Raw genomic sequence first — 23,514 nt, 5'->3', positions numbered from 1 at the left:
GGGACTCCCGGCGATCGGCGGATGGGACGTCCGGCCCTCCGGGGCGGCCGACTCCGGCCATGGCGCGCGGGACGCACGCGGGGGCGCGGTGCGCGAGCAGGGGGCGCTCAGGCCTCGGCCACGTCCTCCGCGTGCCGGTCGAAGAGGTCCTCGACCAGATCGTGGGGGACGTCCCGGTGCTCCCAGGAGCAGTTGCAGCACCTCAGGGTCACCGTCGGCGCGTACTCGTACCGCGGGGCCCCGCGCGGCCGGGGGACGAGGCTGCGGGTACCGGACTTGATCACCCAGTGGCCGTTGCCCGCGTCCAACTGGACCGAGTAGGGCTCGACGGACATGCCGCACCTCCGGAGGACGGGACCTTCGGCGAGGATCTGTGCTTGGGAAGACGAACGGCGGCCGGGTAGGGGTTGCCACCCAGCCGGGTTTTCCGGGTCGTCGCAGCCCACCGGCCGTTTCCGGCCATGGTCGTGACGCAGGGCGACCGCCGGGTTACCTTCGATGCGGCGGGGCGGCGCGAACGGAGGGGCCGGATGGCCAAGCACGCGGACCAGGACACCCCCGGGGACGGCGGGTCGGGCGGGAGCGCGGGAACGGACGGCGACAAGCCGAACGACCACGGCGCGGAGCGCTTCCCCGAATCGGGCCCCGACGGAGAGAAGCCCGAACGGTGACGGGTCGCCCCGGCGCCGGACTGGCGCGTGAACTCACCGCCCGCGGCGTGATCACCGACCCGGCCTGGCACCGTGCGGTCCTGGCCGTCGGCCGGGGGCCGTTCGTCCCGGACACGGTCTGGGTCGGCTCCAAGGAGCACCCCGGCTGGAACGTCCCCGTCACCCGGGAGGACCCGGACCACGCGCGCTGGGTGGACTCCGATCTCGCGCTGGTCACCCAGGTGGACGACGGCGTCCCCGCAGGCGGGGACGGTTGGGGGCGGCTTCCGACCTCCAGCGTCTCCCAGCCGTCCCTGGTGGTGGCCATGCTCCAGGCCACCGGGGCTCGAGAGGGCGACACCGTGCTGGAGATCGGCACGGGCACCGGCTGGAACACCGCCCTGCTGGCGACCCGGCTCGGCGACGAGGCGGTCACGTCGATCGAGGTCGATACCGGCGTCGCCGCCCGCGCGAGGGCGACGCTGGAAGGGCAGGGGTTCAAACCGTTCCTGGTCACCGGCGACGGGGAGGCGGGGGTGCCGGAGCGCGCCCCGTTCGACCGTGTACTGTCCACGGTCGCGGTGCACTGGGTGCCCCCCGCCTGGATCGAGCAGACCCGGCCGGGAGGCACGGTGGTGACGCCGTGGTCGACCTGGTTCGCTCCCGGGTCCCTGCTCCGGCTGGAGGTGCTCGGCGACGGTACGGCGAGCGGGCGCTTTCTGGGGACGGCCGCGTTCATGATGCTGCGCGCGCACCGCTCGGCCCACCCGGTGGACGAGTGGTCGCGGTTCGTCGACGAGGACGACCCGGCCGCGCGGCCCGGTGGCACCCGCACCAACCCCCGGTGGATCGCCCACCGGGACGAGGGATGGCGCCTGGTGGCCGGGCACCTGGTCCCCGGTGTCGATTTCGCGTCCTCCGAGGCCGAGGACTCCTCGGGCGAGGCGAGCGTGTTCGTCTACGACCGCGGCACGGCCGGCGGGTCATGGGCGCTGGGCGAATACGAGCCGGACCGCACCGAGTGGGAGACGCTCGCCTGCGGACCGAGGGACCTGTGGGAGGAGGTCGGACGCGCCTGGGACGTGTGGCGGCGGGCGGGGCGCCCGGGGCGGGAGCGGCTCGGGCTGACGGTCGGCGCCGACGGCGCCCAGACCCTGTGGGTGGACACCCCGGAGCGGGTTCTGGCGCCGTGACCGTTCCCCGGCCGCCCGCGGTCGCGGCCGGAGAACGGCCGGAAACCGATGGGGGGGCACCGGTTCTCCCGCGCGGTACGGTCGTGCGATGCCCGGAACGACTGCAGACTCACCCGGCTCCCCCGCCTCCCCTGGCCCGGTCACCGCCGACGACCTCGACCGCGCCGTCCGGCTCGCCGTGGACGCGCTCCACGGGGCGCCCGCCGACGGGTGGGGCCGCAACGCCGGCCCGGTGGACTGGGACTGCTGGGAGACCGTCGAGCACCTCAGCGACGACCTGTTCGCCTACGCGGTACAGCTCGGCCCCCGGAATCCGCCGGTGGAGGGCGAGGTGCCGATCACCTACGCGAGTCGGCGGCCCGGCGGCCCGGAGACCACCATCCGCGTCGGGCGCGAGGCCGGGGCCGCCGGCCTCCTGCAGGCGCTGGAGGCGAGCGGCGCGCTGCTGGCCGCCATGGTGCGCACGGCCTCTCCCCGGACACGCGCCTACCACCCCTTCGGCGTCTCGGACCCGGAGGGCTTCGCCGCCATGGGGGTCGTGGAGACCCTGGTGCACACGCACGACCTGGCGCAGGGGCTCGGGCTGGAGTGGGAGCCCCCGCCGGACCTGTGCGCCCGGGTGCTCGCGCGTCTGTTCCCCGACGTGCCGGTGCCTGGCGACGGCACGGAGTCCGGGCCATGGGGCACGCTGCTGTGGGCGACCGGTCGCGCCGACCTGCCGGGGCGGCCGCGTCGGACCGGATGGCGGTGGGACGGCACCCCTCGGCCTTAGGGCGTGTTTCTCGGATCATTTTCGGCTCGCGACCACCAGGACGACGCTCGCTGCGCCGGGACGCTCGAGCAGCCAACCAGGATGAACTTCGCGCCCCGTCTTGCGAGCGCCGCCCGGGACGGCCGCTCGCTGATCGAAAAGCCTCCGAGAAACACGCCCTAGGGGCGGCCGGGGTCTGCGGCCCGCCGCCGTCTTCGGACGGAGCGGTGGGCCGCAGACCCCGCACTGTGCCTGGGAGCGCCTACTCCTTCGACATCACGGTCGGCATCACGGTGAAGGCGAACCCGGTGCTCGTCGGACGGCGCAACGGAGCCTCGCTCTTGACCCGGCGCAGGACTTCGCTCCTGCTGAGGCCGAGCCCTTGGGCGATGAGCCGTTCCGGGCGCACCGGCACCGGGGCCTCGAACGCCACCTCCACGTCGACCGGCCACGGCTCGTCGAGCCAGGGCGACAGCACATCCAGCCGCCAGGCCCCCGTCCAATCGAGGGTGAAGCGGTTGCGCCGGGCGAGTTGCGGATCCAGCAGTGTGGACGCCACCAGCTCCGGGTCACTGGTGTGGTAGCCGTCGAGGTCGGCCGGGTCGAGGGTCCTGACCGGCGCACGGTCGTGCACGGTGAGCTTGTGCGTCCGGTCGCAGGAGGTGCAGCGCACCAGCAGCCACACGTCCAGCAGCTTGCCGTTGGCGTTGACGCGGAACCTGCCGTCGCCGGTGGTGGCCGACTCCGAGCGGCAGTCCGGGCACCGCATCGACAGCAGGGGCAGCCCGGTCCGGCGGACGACCCAGGGCAGCACGATATTGAGGTTTGAAGACATAGAGCTCTCTAAGACCTGACACGAGGCCGATTGCGCGCGGCCTCGAACGCTGCGTGACCGGGCGCGCGAAGGCAGCCCGGCAGAGCCGACGGCAGCGCGTCGGCTTACAGGTGAGCGGTAAAGGTGTCAGGCCTAAAGAGCGGGGGGCGTCAAGCGCTATGTCCTTCGTCCTCGGTGCGACAGGGCCGCAAGGAAGCTACGGGCACCGGAGTAGGGGGCGCAAGTGGTTTTTTGCGCCCCGTGGGAGGACCCGGCGTTGTTCCGGGCCCTCCCTCACCGGTGAGCGGCTACCGCACCCACGGCCAGTCGGCGGTCCGGCCTGCCTCGATCAGCGGGATCATGCGGAAGGCCGCGTCCGACAGCCCGCCGAACGCGTGCCGCCCGGCCTCGCCGCTCGGGCCGTGGCCGTACCGGTAGCCCGCGAGGTTCCAGGTGTACACGGGAACCTCCGGCGGGACCGCCTTGGTGGGCTCGGCGCCGCCGCGCCCGGCCCACGCCTGCTCGTCGGTGACGATGACGACCCTGTCGTGCCCACTGAAGTGGTCGCGCACCGCCTGGGCGGTCTGGGTCCCTCCGCCCGCGCCCCAGAACCGTTCGACCACTCTGAGCAGGGCGTCCCCTCGCCCGACGGGCACGGCAGCGCTGGTGACGCTGAACTGGACGAGGTCGGCGTCGGCGCACCTCAGCGCGAGGGCCGCGCCGAAGATCTGCGCGGCCTGCGCCCGGGACAGGTCGGATCGGGCCGACAGGGGGCTGACCATCGAATAGGACTGGTCGACCAGGACGAGCGTGCGCCCGTCCAGGCGCGGCACGTTCTCCAGGCAGTGCCCGAGCGCCTTCTCCAGGGCGTTCGCCCACCGCAGGGACGGGGCGGCCCGGTAGGCGGAGAGGAAGCGCAGGGGCAGCTGCCGCGACCGGGCCACCTCGTCGGGGTCGGCGAGCTTGGCGGCGACGCGCTGGGCGACGTCGTCCGAGACACCGGCCTCGTCGAAGTTGCGCAGGTTGCGAAGGAGTGCCATGTACCCCATGGAGGGGATGAGCGCCTCCCACAGGCGGGCCTTGTCGACCCGGTCCCCCGCCAGCGACAGCGCGTTCTCCCACGTCATCCCGGCGCCGCGCAGCGCCTCGGGGTCGAGCAGCGCCCCGGGGTCCGCGTCGGCCCGGCCGCGCAGGTCGGCGTTGCGGGTCAGGACGCCCAGATTCTCGGGGATCGGGGCGTCGGCACGGTGGCGCCGGTCGATGGCGTGCTTGAACAGGTCGCCCTGCCGGGGCTTGCCGGCCGCCGGGGACGGGTGCGCCAGCTCCAGCACGTCGGCGAAGCGGAACCCCTTGGAGGCGGTGTCGTACTTCAGCAGGGAGCGCTCGTTGTACAGGCGGGTGGCGGCGTCGGCGATCCCGCGCTTGACGGGCTTGGGCACGGCGCGGCCGTAGCGGCCGGTCCAGTAGGCCAGGGCCTCGCCGGGCTCGTCGGCGCGCGCCATCGCGGCGTCGACGATCTGCCGGGAGTGGCCGTGCTCCCCCGCGTCGACGCGCGCGCGGGCGCCTTCGAGGGCGGCCACGAGGGCGGCGCTGCGCATGTTCGCCTCGGTGCGCAGCCAGCGGACGAAGCCGGTGAACCAGTCGGGGTCGTCGACCGCGAGGCCGTGGACGAGGGAGCGGAAGCGCGCGTCGCGCTCGTCGGCGGCCTCGTAGAAAGTCTGCTCGCCGACCATGTTGGACACGGCCAGGAGGAACAGCTCGCCCTTGGCGTCCCGGGCGTAGCCGGGAGCGCCCTCGTAGGTGCGGCCCGAGGGCGCCTGCTCGGAGGCGATGGGGCCGCGCCCGACGGGGCGGGCGCCGGTCCGGTTGAACTTGGCCATAGGAAAGGCTCCTTCCGCACCGGGAGGAACCGCATTCAGAAAAGACGCCCGAGGTCAATGGCGACGGCGGGCACAGAAATGCTCACCTATGAGAGCCGCACCGGACATGCCGATGCCAGGAATCGAACCCGAAGTAACCGCCGTCTGCGCACCGGGCGCCCCTTCTGAAGTTGTGTCCTCCCGAGATCAAAGGCGGCGACGGCTTCACCCGCCGTGATGATGCGGGTTTACGGGCCCCGACAGCCCGCGCGGTTTCGCCAGAAGTACCCGTCGCCTACGCACCGGGAGGTGCCCTCAGAAGCTAACAGCGCCCCGGTTCGCGGAGAAAGCGGTTTTCCTCCGGGAACCATTCGGCGGCGTCGATGCCGTTCCGCGTACCAGCGGATCCGGGCACCCTTAGCCGTGCGGACCTCGGAATCGTGTCCAGGTCAGCGCTGCGCGGCGGGGCGGACGATGATCTCGTTGACGTCCACGTCGGCCGGCTGCGCAACGGCGAAGCCGACGGCCCGAGCGATGGCGTCGGCGGGGACGGCGGCCGCGCGGTAAGCGACCATGGCGTCCGCCGCGTAAGGGTCGGTGATGTGGTCGGCGAGTTCGGACTCGGTCACGCCCGGAGAGACGGTCGTGGCGCGGATGGCGGGGTCGGACTCCTGGCGCAGGCCCTCGGTGAGCGCCCACGCCGCGTACTTGGTCGCCGAGTAGATCGCCGAGGTCGGGACGACCTCGTGCGCCCCGATCGAGGCGATCGTGACGACGTGCCCCGCCCCCTGCTCCCGGAAGTGCGGCAGGACGGCGGCGATCCCGTTGTACAGACCGCGGACGTTGACGTCGAGCATCCGGTCCCATTCGTCCACGAGCAGCGCGTCGAGCCGGGAGAGCAGCATGACGCCCGCATTCCCGACCAGGACGTCTAGGCCGCCGTGCCGGGCGGCAACGTCGTCGACGAGTTCCCCGAAGCGCTCCCTGTCCGTGACGTCCAAGGCGCGGCCCTCCGCGCTGTGCCCGGCGCGGCGCAGCTCCTCGGTGATGGCGTCGAGCCGGTCCGTGCGCCTGGCGGCGAGGACGACGTGGTGGCCCTCGGCCGCCAGGTGCCGCGCCGTGGCCTCTCCGATGCCGCTGGAGGCACCTGTCACCAGGACGACCTGTCGCCTGTCGTCGGTCTCGGCGTTGTTGTTCATGGCGTCGGTGGTCATGACGGCCACTCTCACCGACCGCGCGGGGGCGGGGAAGGCGGCGGTGCGCCTGGGAGCAGCACACCCAGGAACGGGGACGGAGCGCGGCCCAGCATGGCCGCATGACCGACAACCTCCTGGGAACGCCCCGGCCGGTCGGGGCCTTCGACCGCTGTTCCACCGGGGGGCGCGCCCGACGGCGCACATGCGCGGGGCCCTGGGAATTCCCAGGGCCCCGCGTCCATGCCTCGTCCGATGCCCGTCTCTCCCTCCATGAGACGGAGGTCAGGCAGGCGTGACGTCCTTTTCCGCTTCAGCGGAACGCCGGTCACGCCTCATGGGCGCCCACGGCCGAATGCCTCCGGACGTCCCCCGCCCCTTCGCTCCGGTTCCGTCCTCCCCCAACGCGACGTCGATGGACTCCCTCGTCCCCCATTGGGCGATCCTGCGGCACGTCAGCATGGCGTACAGGTACAGCGGGCGGAGCATGATGATCCGCCACGCACCCGCCACAGGGGACAGGAGGAAGAGCAGAACGCGGTAGGCGGGCGACTCGTCGCTGCGCCGGACCGCGAAGATGCGCAGCGCCATCACGTAGTTGAGCACCGACCCGATCAGGAGCGCGGCGAAGCCGATCTCCTGCCAGTGGGCCCGCAGCACCGGATCGGCGAAGACCACCGCGGGGATCGCGACCCCCAGCAGGAGGTGCAGGTACTCGGCGACGGTCCCCCAGAACACCACCCCGGTCACCGGCATGTAGCGCAGCCACCACAGGTGCCGCACCGTCGTCCCCCGCATCCAACGCAGCTGCTGGCCCAGGTAGTGACGGAGGCGCTCCGGAACCAGGGTGAACACGAGCGCCGAGGGCTGGTGCACGGTGTTGCCGCGCAGAAGCGCGTAGAAGGTCAGCATGGAGTCGTCGTTCATCTGCATCGGACGGCCCCAGAACTGCTCGTGCTCGTAGACCCCGGCGACGGAGCGCACCGTCTCCGCACGGTAGAACGCGAGCGTCCCCGAGTTGATCGTCACCCGCCCCAGCACCGATTGGGCGCTCCGCAGCCCTCGGGTGAACGGCAGGTAGAGCAGGCAGGTCAGACGGGTCAGCAGCGTGGCCCGGCTGTTCAGGACGATCACGTGGCCCGCCACCGACTGCACCTTCGGATCCGCGAACGGCTGCAGGCCCTCACGGACGGCGTTGCGGTCCATGATGGAGTCGCTGTCGAGCGTGATGAAGATGTCGGCGGGGTCGGTGCCGAGGACGTGCATCTGCGCGAAGCGCTTGCCCCTGTTGACGGTCCGGTCCCAGGTGGCCTCCACGCCCAGCGCGGTGGCGCGGGCGAGGAAGTCGTCCCGGATCCGCGCATAGGTCATGGGCTCCCCGGTCCCGGGGTCGACGGAGCCGTCGTCCACGACCCGGACCCGCTGGACCGGCCGGGTCTGCTCGAGGACCGAGCGCAGGCACTGGCGCAGGATGCCCGGGTCCTCGTTGTAGACGGGGATCTGCACGGTCACGGCCAAGCCGTCGAGTTCGGCCCGCTTGTCGGCGGGCGCCCGTGTCGGCCGGTCGAACCAGGCCAACGGCACCCACCACAGGAGCAGGAAGCAGACCGCCCAGACCATCGCCAGGCCCTCCGAGCCCGACCGGTGGGCCGCGACCGCGTAGAACAGGTGCAGCACGGCCCACACTCCGAAGAGGAGCAGGGCGATCGATCCGCACACGACGGCCACCCCGGGACTGCTGGAGTCGGCACGCGGGAGTTCGGCTTCCTCAGGGCGGCGGGGGGCGTCCCCCGCCGCCGGCCCGGCGGCCGTCACCGTTCCAGCGGCCCCGTCTTCCGCCGGAAGGAGAGTCTGATCATGAGCGCTCCGGCCACCACGAGGATCAGGCCGGTGGCCACCAGCCACGTGTAGCCGGTCGCCACCCCGGTCGCCGCGAGTGTCGCTCCCGGGCCGGACGCACTTCCGTAGGGCATGCGGACCTCTCCTCCGCTCGTCGCCGTTCTCGGTCGAGTAGGTATCTCCCACACGACGCCGCCGAGCACCAAGCGTCACGGCCCGTCATCAGCGATTCTTGGCCGTCGTTGGCAGAAGACGTGACCCGGCTCGTCAGGCCTTCGCCGCCGTCGCGCCGAGCCGGGTGTCCTCCGCGTTCCCCGCTCCCCCGTCGGGGGCCACGCGTTCGGCGGTGGCGAAGTACAGGCGCAGGATCGCGATCCACACCACCGCCGAGCCCAGGACGTGCAGTACGACCAGCCACTCGGGCAGGCCGGTGAAGTACTGGACGTACCCGATCGTGCCCTGGGCCACGATCGCGGCGATCAGCAGGAGGCTCTGCCGCCGGGCGGCGGCGGGCCCGCGGCGGGTCAGCACCGCCATGGCGACGGCTCCGACGCTGGTCGCCCACGCCAGGAGCGAATGCGTGCGGGCCACGACCACCATGTCGAAGCCCCAGCGCGGAGCGTCGATGTCGCCGCCGTGCGGTCCGGTCCCGGTGACGACGGTCCCGGCGGTCAGCAGCACGAACCCCAGCGGGACCAGCGCGGTGGCCAGAAGCCGGGCGGCGGGGCCGACGGTGGGCCGCAGGACGCCCTGCGGCTCGCGGCAGCGCACGTAGAAGGCCATGGTGAGCACGACCACCACCATGGACAGCAGGAAGTGCGCGGCGACCGAGGCCGGGTGCAGCCGGCTCCACACGGTGATGCCGCCGACCACCGCCTGGCCCATCACCCCGAGGGGGATGGCGACGGCGAGCGCGGTCAGGTCGCGGCGGCGGGGCCGCATGCGCAGCACGGCCACCAGCACGATGACGCCGACCGCCAGCACCAGGAAGGTGAGCGTGCGGTTGCCGAACTCGATGGCGGCCTGCCAGGCGGTGTGCCCGGTGTCGACCGGGACGAAGCTGTCCTCGGTGCAGCGCGGCCACTCCGAGCACCCCAGCCCGGAGGAGGTGACGCGCACGGTCGCGCCGGTGACCGCGATCCCGGCGTTGACGATCACGTTGCCCAGCGCCCACCACCGCAGGGTGCGCGTCGTGGGGTGCCAGATGGTGCGCGCGAGCAGCACGAGCGCGACCACCCCGGCGACGGCGAAGGCCACCTGCCAGGCCCACAGGGGCAGGGAGAGGATCTCGATGTCATCGGCCGCCAGCGCCGCCGGACCAGGCTCAACATGCATACGACAAAGCGTAGTACTGGCCCGCCCGCACCTCGAACCAGGGCGCGGTTCCCCCTCCCCCGGAGGGCCGTGCGGGCCGATGGCCGTAACCGGACATCACGGATGATCCGCCTCCCGCGTCCCGGAGCGTAAGGACCGTGCGCCGCCGTCGCCGCCGTGCGAGCGCCCATCACCACCGCGAACACGGTGTGCGAGGACGAGTCGAGCACGCCCCCCGACGAGGCCCGGCTCGTGGCGGCCCGGCGCAGGCGAAGCCGACACGAAAAGCCCGCAGTGAGGGGAAAACCGGCGCCTGCGCCGACGCGTCCTAGCGCACGGCGCCGGTACCCCACTCGTTCGCATCCCGGTTCCCTGCCCTCACTCTCCGGCGTCCAGGGCAGTGGGCCTGTGGAAAGAGACTCAGTGATCTTCAAGCGCATGCTCGCCAGCGTCGGCATCGGCGGGGCCACCGTGGAGACCACCCTGGACGGGGAGAGCGTCCACCCGGGCGGCACCGTCACCGGGACCATCAAGGTCACCGGCGGCAGTGTCGCCCAGACGATCGAGGGCATCAGTGTCGGTCTGCGCGCCACGGTGGAGAAGGAGTACCAGTACGAGGACTCCGAGGGTGAGGAGCACTCGGGCGAGTACACCATCGACGTGGTCGTCGCCGAGCAGGTCGTCTGCTCCGATCAGATGGAGCTGGAGCCCGAGCAGGAGTTCGAGCTGCCCTTCGCGCTGACCGTCCCCGTGGAGGCGCCCGTCACCGCCGTGGAGGGGAACCACATCCTGGAGGGCGTGGGCCTCAACACGCGCCTGCACGTGGACAACGCCCTTGACCGCAAGGACGTGGACCCGCTGCTCATCGAGCCCCTTCCGGTGCAGGCCGCGGTCCTGCGGGCGCTGCACGCGCTGGGCTTCGAGCTGAAGGGCGTCGACCTGGAGAAGGGCGAGATCGCCGGGACCCGCCAGAAGCTGCCCTTCTACCAGGAGTTCGAGTACGCGGGCGGCGGACGGTACGCGGGCCTGGAGTCCCTGGAGCTGACCTTCCTCACCGACGAGGAGGGGGTCGACGTGGTCCTGGAGCTGGACAAGAAGCCCGGCATCCTGTTCAGCGAGGGCGGCGACACCCTCCTGCGCCTGACCGCCGAGCACGGCACCGCCGACCCTGAGGAGATCGCGGGCCGGCTCCACACGTGGATCCACACCATCGCCGGTGAGCGCAGCCTGATCTGAGTACGGGCGCACCGCTGACCCCCGCCGCCCGGCGGCGGCCCCCGTCCCGCCTCAGGGACGGGGCCGCGGCGCCGTCCGGCGCCCCCTCACCCGCGTCCGCCTCAGCGCCCCGGCGGGCCTGGGGGCCCCGGGGGCGGGAAGGGGCCCTGGGCCGGGCCCGGGGGCGGGGCCTGGGGCATCTGGCCGGGGCGTTCGCTGAAGCCGCGCTTGGCCTGGGCCTGGGTGATCACGTGCTGGAAGTCCGACCGCTTCAGGAAACCGGAGTCGGTCGGGGACGGCGCCCACGCCGGGGCCGCCGGGCGGGCCACCCGGCCCAGGAACGCCTCCCTGGCCACGTGCATCAGCGCCAGGAAGCCGTCGCGCCGCTGCTCCCACTCCGGGCGCGCCACGCCCCGGTCGAGCCGCTGGTGCAGCAGCGCCAGCTCGGTGGCGGCGAGCTGGTAGTCCTTCATCGCCACCTTGCCGCGCCCGCCGGCGTTGCGCTGGGCCCACCCGCGCGCGGCCCGGCGCCCCTTGATGGTGCTGAGCATGCGGATGTCGGCGGGGGTCACCAGCCCGGTGGGCACGTACTGCGGCAGGTAGTAGGAGATCGCCCCGACCTGGCGCCGCCGGTCCTGCACCGCGATGGCGATGATCGCCACCAGGACGAAGAAGAGGATCCCGTAGGCGGCCCCCACCACGGCCCAGCCGAACACGGTGGAGCCGTTCCACAGCGCGTGCAGCAGGACCGCGCCGACCCACCCGGCGACCGGGGCGAAGAACCGCCCCGCGCCCCGGTGCATGGCGGCGTACGCCACGCCGATGCCGATCATCGCGGTGTACAACGGGTGCCCGAACGGGCCGATGAGGCCGCGCAGCACGAAGGTGAACGCCAGCCCGAAGAAGCCCTGCTCGAAGTAGGACGTCAGGAAGTACAGCACGTTCTCGGTGAACGCGAAGCCGGTGGCCACCATGGCCGCGTAGGTGACGCCGTCGGTGAAGGAGTCGATCTCGTACCGGCGCCGCCACAGCAGCACGAGCAGGACCAGCCCCTTGGCGCTCTCCTCCACGATCGGGGCGACCGCGGTCGTCGTGATGATCTCGCCCATGTCGGCGCCGAACAGCGGCACCGCCCACATCTCCATCCCGGCGGTGTTGAGGATGAAGGAGGCCCCCACCGCGACCCCGGCGCCCCACACGAACGCGAAGAGCATCATGGACCGCGGCTCGGGTTCGAGCCGGTCCAGCATGAGGATCAGCGGCACCAGGAAGGCCACCGGGATGACGGCGGCGACCAGGGCGATCAGGAACCCGGCCACACCGGCCACGCCGCCGCCGGCCAGCCCGGCCAGCAGCAGGTACCCGAGCATGGCCAGGGTGCACAGCACGCTGACGAAGATGCCCACGAACAGGCCGATCGAGCGCCTGCCCGGGCGGCGGCCTTCGAGGATGGCTTTGGTGTCCAGACCCGACATGGTGCCCGATGGTAGCGGTAGACGGGCCGCGGGGCCGAAGCCGCCGCGCGTCCGGCGGCCCCGGGCGCCCCCGTCCCCATCTCGGGAAAGGCGGGAAGGAGCGGGGAGGAAGGGGGCGGGCGGGGCGTCAGGCCAGCCAGCCCGCCAGCAGCGGGTCGATGGTCACCGCGGTGAACAGCAGCGCCAGGTAGGCGTTGGACAGGTGGAAGAAGCCCATCGTCTTGAGCTGGGCCCCGGACACCCCGGCCCGGGACCGCGCCAGCAGGCGGTGCGCCTGCACCAGCAGCAGGCCGCCCAGGACCACCGCGACCGCCAGGTAGAACAGGGTGGTGCCGGCCACCGGCCACAGCAGCACCGAGGTGACCACGGTGGCCCAGCTGTAGAGCACGCACTCCAGCAGCACCCGCCGGTCGGTGGCCACCACCGGCAGCATCGGCACCTGCGCGGCCGCGTAGTCCTCCCGGTAGCGCATGGCCAGCGCCCAGGTGTGCGGCGGGGTCCAGAAGAACACCACGAGGAAGAGCACGAACGGAGCCCAGTCCAGGCGCTCGGTGATGGCGGCCCAGCCGATGAGCACCGGCATGCACCCGGCGATGCCGCCCCACACCACGTTCTGCGCGGTGCGCCGCTTGAGCAGCAGCGTGTACACGAAGATGTAGAACAGGATCGCGAACACCGACAGCGCGGCCGACAGCCAGTTCACCGCCAGCGCGAACCCGGCCGTGGAGCCCACCGCCAGCACGAGGCCGTAGACGAGCGTCCCGCGCGGGGTGACCTGGTGCATGGCCACCGGGCGGCGCCGGGTGCGGCGCATCTCCTTGTCGATGTCCCGGTCGATGTAGCAGTTGAGCGCGTTGGCGCTGGCCGCCGACATGGTGCCGAACACCAGGGTGGCCGCGGCCGTCCACAGCGGGGGCACCCCCTGGGCGGCCACGAACATCACCGGGATGGTGGTGATCAGCAGCAGCTCGATGACCCGGGGCTTGGACAACGCGACGTAGGCCCGCACGTAGGCGCCCACGGAGGCGCGGCGCCCCGGCCCGTCGCCGCTCTCGTCGCCGGTGGGGGACGACGGCGCGGGGGACATCCGCTCTACGGACAACGACACGCTGAACCTCGGAGAAAGATCGGGATGCTTCTGCTCGCCACGCCGGGGCCGGAACCGTTCTCCCGCACCTGCCAAGAGCCGGTAAAACCCCGTCGACGACTTACTGTAGTACTCCCGCGGGCGGGTGCTTGACCGGGGCGCCCCCTGCGGCGCGTCACCGCGCATTCCCGCATCGGAGGGCGACGAGGGCCACGTGACGCGGTGCGTGTGGCGGCGCGCCCGGGCCCTGCCCGGGGCGATAGGCTCGTAGGCGGTCAAACCTGCCGTGACCGGCCCCGGGGCCACGCGGGGCGCGGAGGCGGCGGTGGGGCCGCATCCGGCATGCACAACCTCACATTCGCCGCACCCGGGCTCCCCCAGTGGCCGGGCGCCGGTCGAATGCGCGAACGCGCGAAAGGAGCCCTGAGCCCGCGTGAACATCGGCAGCTCGAATTCCCTTGAGTGGTCGGACCTCGACCGCCGCTCCGTCGATGTGGTCCGTGCGCTGGCCATGGACGCCGTCGAAGAGGCCGGCTCCGGGCACCCCGGCACCGCGATGAGTCTGGCCCCCGCGGCCTACCTTCTCTACCAGAAGGTCATGCGCCACGACCCGGCCCGACCCGACTGGGTCGGGCGGGACCGCTTCGTGCTCTCCGCCGGCCACTCCAGCCTGACCCAGTACATCCAGCTCTACCTGGCCGGGTTCGGCCTGGAGCTGGACGACCTCAAGCGGCTGCGCCAGTGGGGCAGCCTCACCCCCGGCCACCCGGAGTACGGCCACACCGCCGGCGTCGAGACCACCACCGGGCCGCTGGGCCAGGGCGTCGGCAACGCGGTCGGCATGGCGATGGCCGCCCGCCGCGAGCGCGGCCTGTTCGACCCGGAGGCCCCAGCGGGTGAGAGCCCCTTCGACCACTACGTGTACGCCATCTGCTCCGACGGCGACGTCGAGGAGGGCGTCAGCCACGAGGCCAGCGCGCTCGCGGGCGTGCAGGAGCTCGGCAACCTGGTGCTGATCTGGGACGACAACCGGATCTCCATCGAGGACGACACCCGTATCGCCTTCTCCGAGGACGTCGCCGCGCGCTACGAGGCCTACGGCTGGCACGTCCAGACCGTCGACTGGATCGCGGGCGGCTCCTACCAGGAGGACGTGGAGGCGCTGCACACGGCCGTCCAGGCCGCGCGCGCGGAGACCGGCAAGCCGTCGTTCATCCGCCTGCGCACCATCATCGGCTGGCCTTCGCCCAACAAGCAGAACACCGGGGCGATCCACGGCGCCGCCATGGGTGCCGAGGAGGTCGCCGCCACCAAGCAGGTCCTGGGCCTGGACCCCGACGCGCGCTTCGACGTGCCGCAGGACGTCCTCGACCACACCCGCGGCGCCCTGGAGCGCGGCCGCGAGGCCCGCGCCGCCTGGCAGAAGGGCTTCGAGGCCTGGCAGGCCGGGGCGGGCGAGCGCGCCGAGCTGTTCGAGCGCCTGGAGGCGGGCAAGCTCCCCGAGGGCTGGGAGAAGGCCCTGCCGGTGTTCGACGCCGACGCCAAGGGCGTCGCCACCCGCAAGGCCAGCGGCGAGGTGCTCAGCGCCGTCGCCCCTGAGCTGCCCGAGCTGTGGGGCGGGTCGGCCGACCTGGCCGGGTCGAACAACACGACCCCCAAGGGCCAGCCGTCCTTCCTGCCGGAGAAGGCCGCCAGCGAGATGTTCCCCGGCAACGAGTACGGCCGGGTGCTGCACTTCGGCGTGCGCGAGCACGGCATGGGGTCGGTCCTCAACGGCATCGCGCTGCATGGGCCCACCCGCCCCTACGGCGGCACGTTCCTCGTCTTCAGCGACTACATGCGCCCGGCGGTGCGCCTGGCCGCGCTGATGAAGCTGCCGGTCACCTACGTGTGGACGCACGACTCCATCGGCCTGGGCGAGGACGGCCCCACGCACCAGCCGGTCGAGCACCTGTGGTCGCTGCGCGCCATCCCCGGGCTGGACGTGATCCGCCCCGGCGACGCCAACGAGACCGCGGTGGCCTGGCGCACCGTGCTGGAGAACGGCGACCGCCCCTCGGCGCTCGCCCTGACCCGGCAGAACGTCCCCACCCTGGACCGCTCGGAGTTCGGCTCGGCCGAGGGCACGGCCAAGGGCGGCTACGTGCTGGCGGAGGCCTCCGGCGATGCGCCGCGGGCCATCCTGATCGCCACCGGCAGCGAGGTCGCCATCGCCCTGCAGGCCCGTGAGCGGCTGGAGGCCGCCGGGACGCCGACCCGCGTGGTGTCCATGCCCTGCGTGGAGTGGTTCCGCGAGCAGGACGCCGCCTACAAGGAGAGCGTCCTGCCGGCCGCGGTGCGCGCCCGGGTCTCGGTCGAGGCCGGGATCGCCATGGGGTGGCGCGAGTTCACCGGCGACGCGGGCGAGGCCGTCAGCCTGGAGCACTTCGGCGCCTCGGCCCCGTACGGCGAGCTGTACGAGCACTTCGGCCTGACCGCCGACGCCGTGGTCGCCGCCGCCGAGAAGAGTGTCGCCAACGCCTCCTAGCCCGGAGGGAACGCCACCGGCCCGGCGCGTGTTGTGCGCGTCGGGCACCCAGAAGTCTTCGAGGAGTACGAGAAGCGATGACCAACCCGCTCACTGAGCTCTCCGGGCAGGGCGTCGCGGTCTGGCTGGACGACATCAGCCGCGACCGCCTGCGCACCGGCAACCTGCAGGACCTGATCGAGACCCGCAGCGTCGTCGGGGTCACCTCCAACCCGACGATCTTCGAGAAGGCGCTCGGCGAGGGCGACGCCTACGACGCCCAGCTGCGCGACCTGGCCGCCCGGGGCGTCTCGGTCGACGAGGCCGTGCGCTTCCTGACCGGCTACGACATCCGGTGGGCCGCCGACGTGCTCCGCCCGCTCTACGAGCGCAGCAACGGCGTCGGCGGCCGGGTGTCGCTGGAGGTCGACCCGCGGCTCGCGCACGACACCGAGCGCACCGTGGCCGAGGCCCGCGCCCTGTGGTGGATGGTCGACCGGCCCAACCTGATGATCAAGATCCCGGCCACGGTGGAGGGCCTGCCCGCCATCACCCGGGCGATCTCCGAGGGCATCAGCGTCAACGTCACGCTGATCTTCTCGCTGGAGCGCTACCGCGCCGTCATGCAGGCCTTCCAGGACGGCCTGGCCCGGGCCCGGGAGAACGGCCTGGACCTGACCAAGATCCACTCGGTGGCGTCGTTCTTCGTCAGCCGCGTGGACAGCGAGGTCGACAAGCGCCTGGACGCCGTCGGCACGCCCGAGGCGAAGGCCCTCAAGGGCAAGGCCGCCATCGCCAACGCGCGCCTGGCCTACCAGGCCTACGAGGAGTTCTTCGCCAACGACGCCTGGCGCGTGCTGGAGTCCGCCGGTGCGCGCCGCCAGCGCCCGCTGTGGGCCTCCACCGGCGTGAAGGACCCGGCCTACCCGGACACCCGCTACGTCGACGAGCTGGTCGCCCCCGACACGGTCAACACCATGCCGGAGGCCACCCTGGAGGCCGTCGCCGACCACGGGCGGATCACCGGCGACACGGTGCGCGGGGAGTACGCCTCCGCGCGCGCCGACATGGACGCCATCGAGGCGGCCGGGGTCGACTTCGCGGACGTGCTGCGCCTGCTGGAGGACGACGGCGTCGCCAAGTTCGAGAAGTCGTGGGAGCAGTTGCTGGACCGGGTGCGGTCCGCCCTCGGCGGATCCGCGTGAGTCACGGGGCCGGGGCGCGGGAGCGCCCCGGCCCTTCTTCTCTCCTCTCGCACAAGGGACACCGGGAACACACGGGAATGAGGTCGTCGAGTTGAGCACGCAACCCCGAGTCGAGGAGGCCGCGAGCGCCGGGTTGTCCGTGCGCGTCACCGGCGCCGCCGCCGAGGCCGCCGCCGAGGCGGTCGGGCGGCTGGCGGCGGACGGCGTGCCGGCGGCGCTGGCCGCCAAGGACAGCACCCTGTGGGGGGCCGACGCCCAGGACGAGGCGTCGGTCCGGCTGGGCTGGCTGGACCTGCCGCGCACCTCCCGGGAGCTGCTGCCGGAGCTGGCCGAGCACGCGCGCTCGCTGCGCGCGGCCGGCGTGGACCGGGTCGTGCTGGCCGGCATGGGCGGCTCGTCGCTGGCCCCCGAGGTCATCGCCGCCACCCGCGGGGCCGAGCTGACCACCCTGGACACCACCGACCCGGCGCAGGTGCAAGCCGCCCTGGACGACCGGCTGCACCGCACCCTCGCCGTGGTCTCCTCCAAGAGCGGCGGCACCGTGGAGACCGACAGCCACCGCCGCGCCCTGGAGCACGCCTTCACCGGCGCCGGGATCGACCCGGCCGAGCGGATCGTCGTCGTCACCGACCCCGGGTCGCCGCTGGCGGGCCTGGCCGCCGAGCGCGGCTACCGCACCTACCTGGCCGACCCGAACGTGGGCGGCCGCTACAGCGCCCTGTCGGCGTTCGGCCTGGTGCCCACGGCGCTGGCCGGGGTCGACGTGGAGGCGCTGCTGGACGAGGCCGAGGCGCTGGTCCCCTCGCTGAAGACCGACACCGGCAACCCGGCGCTGCTGATGGGGGCCGCCATGGGCGCGGCCGGGCGGGACAAGCTGGTGCTGGCCGGGTCCACCCCGGTGGGGCTGGGCGACTGGATCGAGCAGCTGGTGGCCGAGTCCACCGGCAAGGAGGGCACCGGGCTGCTGCCGGTGGTCGCCGAGGGCACCAACGCCCCGGGGTTCGCCGACGCGCCCGACGCGCTGCCCACGTCGTTCTCCGAGGCCGGCCCCGCCCCCGCCGACGGGGCGCTGATGCAGGTCACCGGCCCGCTGGGGGCGCAGTTCCTGGCGTGGGAGTACGCCACCGCCGTCGCCGGGCGCCTGCTGGGCATCGACCCGTTCGACCAGCCCAACGTGCAGGAGTCCAAGGACAACACCAAGGCGCTGCTGGACGGCGCGGCCGAGGGCCCGCTGCCGCAGGGCGCCCCGCTGTTCACCGACGGTGTGGTGGAGGTGCGCGCCTCGCAGGCGCTGCGCATGGACGGCGGACGCGGCCTGGAGGGCGTGCTGCGCGCGCTGCTGGGGGCGGTGCCCGAGCGCGGATACCTGGCGGTCATGGCCTACCTGGACCGGGTCGCCGACGCTCCGGCGGCGGGGCTGCGCGCCGAGCTGGCCGACGCCTCCGGGCGCCCGACCACCTTCGGGTGGGGGCCGCGGTTCCTGCACTCCACCGGGCAGTACCACAAGGGCGGCCCCGCCGAGGGCGCGTTCCTGCAGATCACCGGGGAGAACCCGGACGACCTGCCGGTGCCGGGGCGCCCCTACTCCTTCGGACGGCTCCAGCTCGCCCAGGCGCTGGGCGACTTCGGGGCCCTGGACACGCGCGGGCGCCCCGCCGTGCGCCTGCACCTGCTCGACCGGGCGGCCGGGCTGGCACAGATCCGCCGGGCGCTGGCCCGGGTGCGCGCCTGACGGCCCGACCACACGGCCCGACCACAGGGGAGTTCAACGTGAAAGAGCCGGTGATGCCGGGGGCGACCCCGAACCCGCTGCGCAGCGAGCTGGACCGGCGCCTGCCCAGGATCGCCGGGCCCAGCGTGCTCGTGCTCTTCGGGGTCACGGGCGACCTGGCCCGCAAGAAGCTGCTGCCGGCCATCTACGACCTGGCCAACCGGGGGCTGCTGCCGCCCGGCTTCGGACTGGTGGGCTTCGCCCGCCGGGAGTGGGAGCACCAGGACTTCGCGAAGGAGGCCTACGAGGCGGTGCGCGAGCACGCCCGCACGCCCTTCCGCGAGGACGTGTGGCGCCAGCTCAGCGAGGGCGTCCGGTTCGTCCAGGGCGAGCTGCACGACGACGAGGCGTTCGACAGGCTCGCCGACACGGTGCGCGACCTGGACGCCGACCGCGGGACCGGCGGCAACTACGCCTTCTACCTGTCGCTGCCGCCCAAGCTGTTCCCGACCGTGGTCAAGCAGCTCAAGCGGTCCGGGCTGGCCGAGCAGCGCCAGGACGCCTGGCGGCGGGTCATCATCGAGAAGCCGTTCGGCCACGACCTGGAGAGCGCCAAGGAGCTCAACGCGGTCGTGGACGACGTCTTCCCGCCGCAGTCGGTCTTCCGCATCGACCACTACCTGGGCAAGGAGACCGTCCAGAACATCATGGCGCTGCGGTTCGCCAACACGCTCTTCGAGCCGATGTGGAACCGCGACCTGGTGGACCACGTGCAGATCACCATGGCCGAGGACATCGGGGTGGGCGGCCGGGCCGGGTACTACGACGGCATCGGCGCCGCCCGCGACGTCATCCAGAACCACCTGCTGCAGCTGCTGGCGCTGGTGGCCATGGAGGAGCCGGTGTCGTTCTCGGCCGACGCCATCCGCACCGAGAAGGAGAAGGTGCTCTCGGCGGTGCGGCTGCCCGCGGACCTGGCGGCGGGCACCGCCCGCGGCCAGTACGCGCCCGGGTGGCAGGGCGGCGACGAGGTCTGCGGGTACCTGGAGGAGAAGGGCATCCCCGACGACTCCATCACCGAGACCTACGCGGCGCTGCGCCTGGAGGTCAACACCCGGCGGTGGGCGGGGGTGCCGTTCTACCTGCGCACCGGAAAGCGGTTGGGGCGGCGGGTCACCGAGGTGGCGCTCGTCTTCCGCCGCACGCCCAACCAGGTGTTCAGCCAGATGGACACCGAGGACATGGGGCAGAACGCGCTGGTGCTGCGCATCCAGCCGGACGAGGGCGTCACCATGCGCTTCGGGTCCAAGGTGCCCGGGGCGGCCATGGAGGTGCGCGACGTGACCATGGACTTCACCTACGGCCAGTCGTTCACCGAGGCCAGCCCGGAGGCCTACGAGCGGCTCATCCTGGACGTGCTCATCGGCGACCCGCCGCTGTTCCCGCGCCAGCAGGAGGTCGAGCTGTCGTGGGAGATCCTGGACCCGGTGGAGGAGCACTGGGCCAAGGAGGGGCGGCCCGAGCCGTACGAGTCGGGGACGTGGGGGCCGGAGTCGGCCGACGCCATGCTCGCCCGGGAGGGGCGCCAGTGGCGGCGCCCGTGACGGCGCCGGGGGCGCCCCCGAGGACGGAGGACCACCGATGACGATGTACCTTCCGCGCACCGACACCTCGCAGATCACCGAGGCCCTGGCCCAGGAGCGGCACAGCGTCGGCGGCGGGGCCATGAACATGGTGCTGACCCTGGTGATCGTGACCGACGAGGCCGACCACTACGACGCGGTGCGGGCGGCCACCGAGGCCGGGCGCGAGCACCCCTCGCGCATCATCGCGCTGATCCGGCGCGACCCGGACGCCGAGTCGGCCATCGACGCCGAGATCCGCCGCCCCGGCACCTCGGGGCCGGGCGAGGCGCTGCTGCTGCGGCTGTACGGGCCGCTGGGCGAGCACGCCGACTCGGTCATCACCCCGCTGCTGGTGCCGGACGCGCCGGTGGTGGCCTGGTGGCCGGGGGCGGGCCCGGCCGAGCCCGCCGCCGACCCGGTGGGGCGGCTGGCGCACCGGCGGATCACCGACGCGCTGCGGGCGCCGGACCCGATGGCCGACCTGCTGGGGCGGATCGGCAACTACCGGCCCGGCGACACCGACCTGACCTGGACGCGGCTCACCCCGTGGCGGTCGATGCTGGCCAGCACCATGGACCACCCGTCGGGGTGGGTGACCGCGGCCGAGGTGACCGCCGAGGACCACTACCCCAGCGCCGACCTGCTGGCGGCCTGGCTCGCCCACCAGCTGGACGTGGAGGTGGTGCGGACCGTGTCCAACGGGCCGGGCATCACCGGCACCCGGCTGGTGACCGACGGCGGGGACATCGCCCTGCGCCGCCAGGACGGGCGGGTGGCCACCCTGTCCCGGCCGGGGCAGCCCGACCAGACCGTGGCGCTGGCCCGGCGGCGCGCCTCCGAGGCCCTGGCCGAGGAGCTGCGGCGGCTGGACCCGGACCTGATGTACGAGAGGACCGCGACATTCCTGAAGGACATGACCGAGCGGGGGGAGTCCCCGGGGCAGCGCGCGGTGCGGGCCCAGGCGGACGAGTCGGCGGGGGCGGCGCAGTGAGCGCGCCGTCGGTGGTGGTCCACCCGGATACCGGGCTGCTGGCCAAGGCCGCCGCGGCGCGGGTGGTCACCCGACTGGTGGACGCCCAGGCCGCGACCGGGTCGGCGTCGGTCGTGCTGACCGGCGGCGGCATCGGCATCGCCGTGCTGTCCGAGCTGGCCCAGGCCCCGGCGCGGGACGCCGTGGACTGGTCGGCGGTGGACGTGTGGTGGGGCGACGAGCGGTTCCTGCCGACCGGCGACCCCGAGCGCAACGAGACCCAGGCCCGTGAGGCCCTGCTGGACCAGGTGGGCGTGGACCCGGCGCGGGTGCACGCGATGCCCGCCTCGGACGGCCCGGACGGGGCGGTGCCCGAGCCGGGGGCCGAGCGCTACGCCGAGGCGCTGCGCGCGGCGTCCCGGCCGGAGGACCACGCCGACGTCCCGGCGTTCGACGTGTGCCTGCTGGGCATCGGCCCGGACACCCATGTGGCGTCGCTGTTCCCCGAGCAGCCCGCGCTGTACGAGGAGGAGCGCACGGTGGTGGCCGTGCACGGCGCGCCCAAGCCGCCGCCGACGCGGGTGTCGCTGACCTTCCCCGCCATCCGGGCGGCGAAGGAGGTATGGGTGCTGGCCTCCGGCGAAGGCAAGGCCGAGGCGGTGCGCCTGGCCCTGTCCCCCGAGGCCGGGGAGGTCCAGGTCCCGGCGGCCGGGGCGCGGGGCCGTTCCCGGACCCTGTTCCTGCTGGACAGGGCGGCCGCAGCGAAACTCCCGGAGGGCATCAGCGGCCAGGGGCTGTTGTAGAGGCCAGACCGCAGACCCGTTAACGGTGGCCGGTGGCCTGCGAAGACGCAGGCCACCGGCCACCGTCGCAAGTCCGTGGAGGGCGGGTGCCCCGCTCAAGGCCCCGACCGGGCGGCAGGCCACCGCGGTGTGAGGTCGGAGGCGGGTCATGTCCGCTGGAATGGTGTAGCTCTCCGATGCTGTTCGAACATGAGCGCCCGTGCTGACCAGCCGTTTGGTGCTCATGGCGATGCAGATTCGAAATTGGTTGCACCACTCTGCAGGACACGATCCGGAGGCGGCGACGACGAAGGTCGGCACTCCTACCTGCAACGCTGTCGGCCGCACGGCGCGTGCGTGGTCACCGGGATGGGCAGCAACGGCCGAAGCCGGGCGGTTCCCCGGGCCTGCTTGCTGGGCGGCGTGTCCCTCGCGGTCCGGGTGGGCGGGCGGCTCGGCTGGTTCCCCGCTGACGGACCCCGGCCGGGCGACGGGTTTCCGGGGTGCCGGGTGGAGGGCGGCAACGACGGGACCAGCGGGTACCCTGCTCCGGGCCCTGGCCGGACGGCGGGCCGCCGGGGTGCGAGGTGGAGGGCGGCGACGAGGCAGGTCGGCGCCCCTACCTGCAGCATCGTCGGCCGCACGGCGCGTGCGTGGTCACCGGGATGGGCAGCAACGGCCGAAGCCGGGCGGTTCCCCGGCCCTGCTTGCCGGGCGGCGTGTCCCTCGCGGTCCGGGGGCGACGCGACCAGGAACGTGAGGCTTATTCGCGTTCGTGGCGGCCGCGAGGCCTGTGCCCCGACCCTCCAGGGGCGAGGGGCGACAAGATGCGCCCGGCGGCCGGGCCCCCGGGCCGGTCTCAACCACCGTGCAGCCCTCACCAGAGAACCTCCCGCATGGTGAGACGAACCGGCCGGGGTTCGCGCTCTCCGACACCCGGCCCTGCCGCTGCCGGGCCCACCTCGAACCCGATAGGGGCATGACCTGGGCGAACACTCCGCGTTAAGGGCAGGCAGAGGCGGGAAACGCGCTCAGCGACACCCAAGAGCGCCCCGGCCGTGCGAAGTCGGCGATTCCAGAACACGTTCTGGGAACGGAATGCCCGATCCGTTCCCGCTTGGGCGGTTCCAGTGGGGCGCCGAAGCGGGCGCGCGACACTCCGGGCCCCTCTGCCGAGCGCCGGGGATCCTCTCCGGGCCGATATCGGCTACACGCCGTGACAACAGGAGCAGTAAACGGTCCCGGTGTGCCGTTTGGCGCCCTCCCGGGCGCAGAACGTGTTCTGGAATCGCGATGACCGCGCACCCCCGCCGCCCGCGCCGCCG

19 protein-coding genes are annotated in these 23,514 nt (G+C 73.2%); 10 read left to right on the top strand and 9 right to left on the bottom strand.

Annotated elements, in window-relative coordinates; all coding sequences use genetic code 11:
- Positions 1–107: 107 nt before the first annotated feature.
- Entirely contained in the window at positions 108–335 is a 228-nt protein-coding gene (locus O4U47_RS10370; RefSeq protein WP_270677527.1) for a hypothetical protein, read from the bottom strand.
- 195 nt (positions 336–530) lie between these two features.
- Between O4U47_RS10370 and O4U47_RS10365 the strand changes: the two genes are divergently transcribed.
- The 3 genes from O4U47_RS10365 to O4U47_RS10355 all read left to right on the top strand — a co-directional run bounded on the left by O4U47_RS10365 (position 531) and on the right by O4U47_RS10355 (position 2,615).
- Positions 531–671 carry a hypothetical protein gene (locus tag O4U47_RS10365; RefSeq protein WP_270677526.1) on the top strand — a complete coding sequence of 47 codons (141 nt, stop codon included), beginning with the start codon at positions 531–533 and terminating at the stop codon, positions 669–671.
- Positions 668–1,843 carry a methyltransferase domain-containing protein gene (locus tag O4U47_RS10360; RefSeq protein WP_270677524.1) on the top strand — a complete coding sequence of 392 codons (1,176 nt, stop codon included), beginning with the start codon at positions 668–670 and terminating at the stop codon, positions 1,841–1,843. The genes O4U47_RS10365 and O4U47_RS10360 overlap by 4 nt, the downstream gene beginning before the upstream one ends.
- A gap of 88 nt (positions 1,844–1,931) precedes the next feature.
- Positions 1,932–2,615, top strand: coding sequence for a maleylpyruvate isomerase N-terminal domain-containing protein (locus O4U47_RS10355; protein WP_270677523.1), 684 nt, complete (start codon positions 1,932–1,934; stop codon positions 2,613–2,615).
- A gap of 241 nt (positions 2,616–2,856) precedes the next feature.
- Here O4U47_RS10355 and O4U47_RS10350 read toward each other — a convergent pair whose 3' ends face one another.
- The 6 genes from O4U47_RS10350 to O4U47_RS10325 all read right to left on the bottom strand — a co-directional run bounded on the left by O4U47_RS10350 (position 2,857) and on the right by O4U47_RS10325 (position 9,634).
- Complete coding sequence (locus O4U47_RS10350) at positions 2,857–3,408, bottom strand: DUF1062 domain-containing protein (RefSeq protein WP_270677522.1); 552 nt, start codon at positions 3,406–3,408, stop codon at positions 2,857–2,859.
- 308 nt (positions 3,409–3,716) lie between these two features.
- Positions 3,717–5,288 carry a TROVE domain-containing protein gene (locus O4U47_RS10345; RefSeq protein WP_270677520.1) on the bottom strand — a complete coding sequence of 524 codons (1,572 nt, stop codon included), beginning with the start codon at positions 5,286–5,288 and terminating at the stop codon, positions 3,717–3,719.
- A gap of 428 nt (positions 5,289–5,716) precedes the next feature.
- Positions 5,717–6,481, bottom strand: a complete 765-nt coding sequence (locus tag O4U47_RS10340; RefSeq protein ID WP_270677518.1) for an SDR family oxidoreductase — start codon at positions 6,479–6,481, stop codon at positions 5,717–5,719.
- Between the two features lie 264 nt (positions 6,482–6,745).
- Positions 6,746–8,179, bottom strand: coding sequence for a glycosyltransferase family 2 protein (locus tag O4U47_RS10335; protein ID WP_270677517.1), 1,434 nt, complete (start codon positions 8,177–8,179; stop codon positions 6,746–6,748).
- 92 nt (positions 8,180–8,271) lie between these two features.
- Positions 8,272–8,433, bottom strand: coding sequence for a hypothetical protein (locus tag O4U47_RS10330; protein ID WP_270677515.1), 162 nt, complete (start codon positions 8,431–8,433; stop codon positions 8,272–8,274).
- A 133-nt stretch (positions 8,434–8,566) separates the two neighbouring features.
- Positions 8,567–9,634, bottom strand: a complete 1,068-nt coding sequence (locus O4U47_RS10325; protein ID WP_270677513.1) for a COX15/CtaA family protein — start codon at positions 9,632–9,634, stop codon at positions 8,567–8,569.
- A 402-nt stretch (positions 9,635–10,036) separates the two neighbouring features.
- Here O4U47_RS10325 and O4U47_RS10320 point away from each other — a divergent pair, with 402 nt between their 5' ends.
- Positions 10,037–10,849, top strand: a complete 813-nt coding sequence (locus O4U47_RS10320; protein ID WP_270677511.1) for a sporulation protein — start codon at positions 10,037–10,039, stop codon at positions 10,847–10,849.
- A gap of 101 nt (positions 10,850–10,950) precedes the next feature.
- Here the strand turns inward: O4U47_RS10320 and O4U47_RS10315 are convergent, their stop codons facing one another.
- Together O4U47_RS10315 and O4U47_RS10310 are read right to left on the bottom strand one after the other, a co-directional pair.
- Positions 10,951–12,303, bottom strand: coding sequence for a PrsW family intramembrane metalloprotease (locus O4U47_RS10315; RefSeq protein WP_270677510.1), 1,353 nt, complete (start codon positions 12,301–12,303; stop codon positions 10,951–10,953).
- Positions 12,304–12,430: 127 nt separating this feature from the next.
- Positions 12,431–13,390, bottom strand: a complete 960-nt coding sequence (locus tag O4U47_RS10310) for a heme o synthase (protein WP_270677649.1) — start codon at positions 13,388–13,390, stop codon at positions 12,431–12,433.
- A gap of 433 nt (positions 13,391–13,823) precedes the next feature.
- Here O4U47_RS10310 and tkt point away from each other — a divergent pair, with 433 nt between their 5' ends.
- The 6 genes from tkt (at position 13,824) to pgl (ending at position 22,210) form a co-directional block, all read left to right on the top strand.
- Positions 13,824–15,917 (top strand): transketolase, encoded by a 2,094-nt coding sequence (tkt, locus tag O4U47_RS10305; RefSeq protein ID WP_270677509.1) that lies wholly within the window; start codon positions 13,824–13,826, stop codon positions 15,915–15,917.
- A gap of 77 nt (positions 15,918–15,994) precedes the next feature.
- The gene (tal, locus tag O4U47_RS10300; RefSeq protein ID WP_270677508.1) at positions 15,995–17,101 is read left to right on the top strand and encodes a transaldolase; all 1,107 of its coding nucleotides are present in this window, start codon (positions 15,995–15,997) and stop codon (positions 17,099–17,101) included.
- A 91-nt stretch (positions 17,102–17,192) separates the two neighbouring features.
- Complete coding sequence (locus tag O4U47_RS10295) at positions 17,193–18,833, top strand: glucose-6-phosphate isomerase (protein ID WP_270677507.1); 1,641 nt, start codon at positions 17,193–17,195, stop codon at positions 18,831–18,833.
- A gap of 53 nt (positions 18,834–18,886) precedes the next feature.
- Complete coding sequence (gene zwf / locus O4U47_RS10290; RefSeq protein ID WP_270677648.1) at positions 18,887–20,416, top strand: glucose-6-phosphate dehydrogenase; 1,530 nt, start codon at positions 18,887–18,889, stop codon at positions 20,414–20,416.
- A gap of 37 nt (positions 20,417–20,453) precedes the next feature.
- Positions 20,454–21,428 (top strand): glucose-6-phosphate dehydrogenase assembly protein OpcA, encoded by a 975-nt coding sequence (locus tag O4U47_RS10285; RefSeq protein ID WP_270677506.1) that lies wholly within the window; start codon positions 20,454–20,456, stop codon positions 21,426–21,428.
- Positions 21,425–22,210: a 6-phosphogluconolactonase gene (pgl, locus tag O4U47_RS10280; RefSeq protein ID WP_270677505.1), complete on the top strand. Its 786-nt coding sequence runs from the start codon at positions 21,425–21,427 to the stop codon at positions 22,208–22,210. Before O4U47_RS10285 ends, pgl begins: the two co-directional genes overlap by 4 nt.
- The last annotated feature ends 1,304 nt before the right edge of the window (positions 22,211–23,514 follow it).

It is taken from the genome of Nocardiopsis suaedae, assembly GCF_027706745.1.
Classification (GTDB): Bacteria; Actinomycetota; Actinomycetes; order Streptosporangiales; family Streptosporangiaceae; genus Nocardiopsis_A; species Nocardiopsis_A suaedae.
The sequence above is the reverse complement of the archived record's forward strand: the minus strand, read 5'-3'. Positions and strand labels throughout refer to the sequence as shown.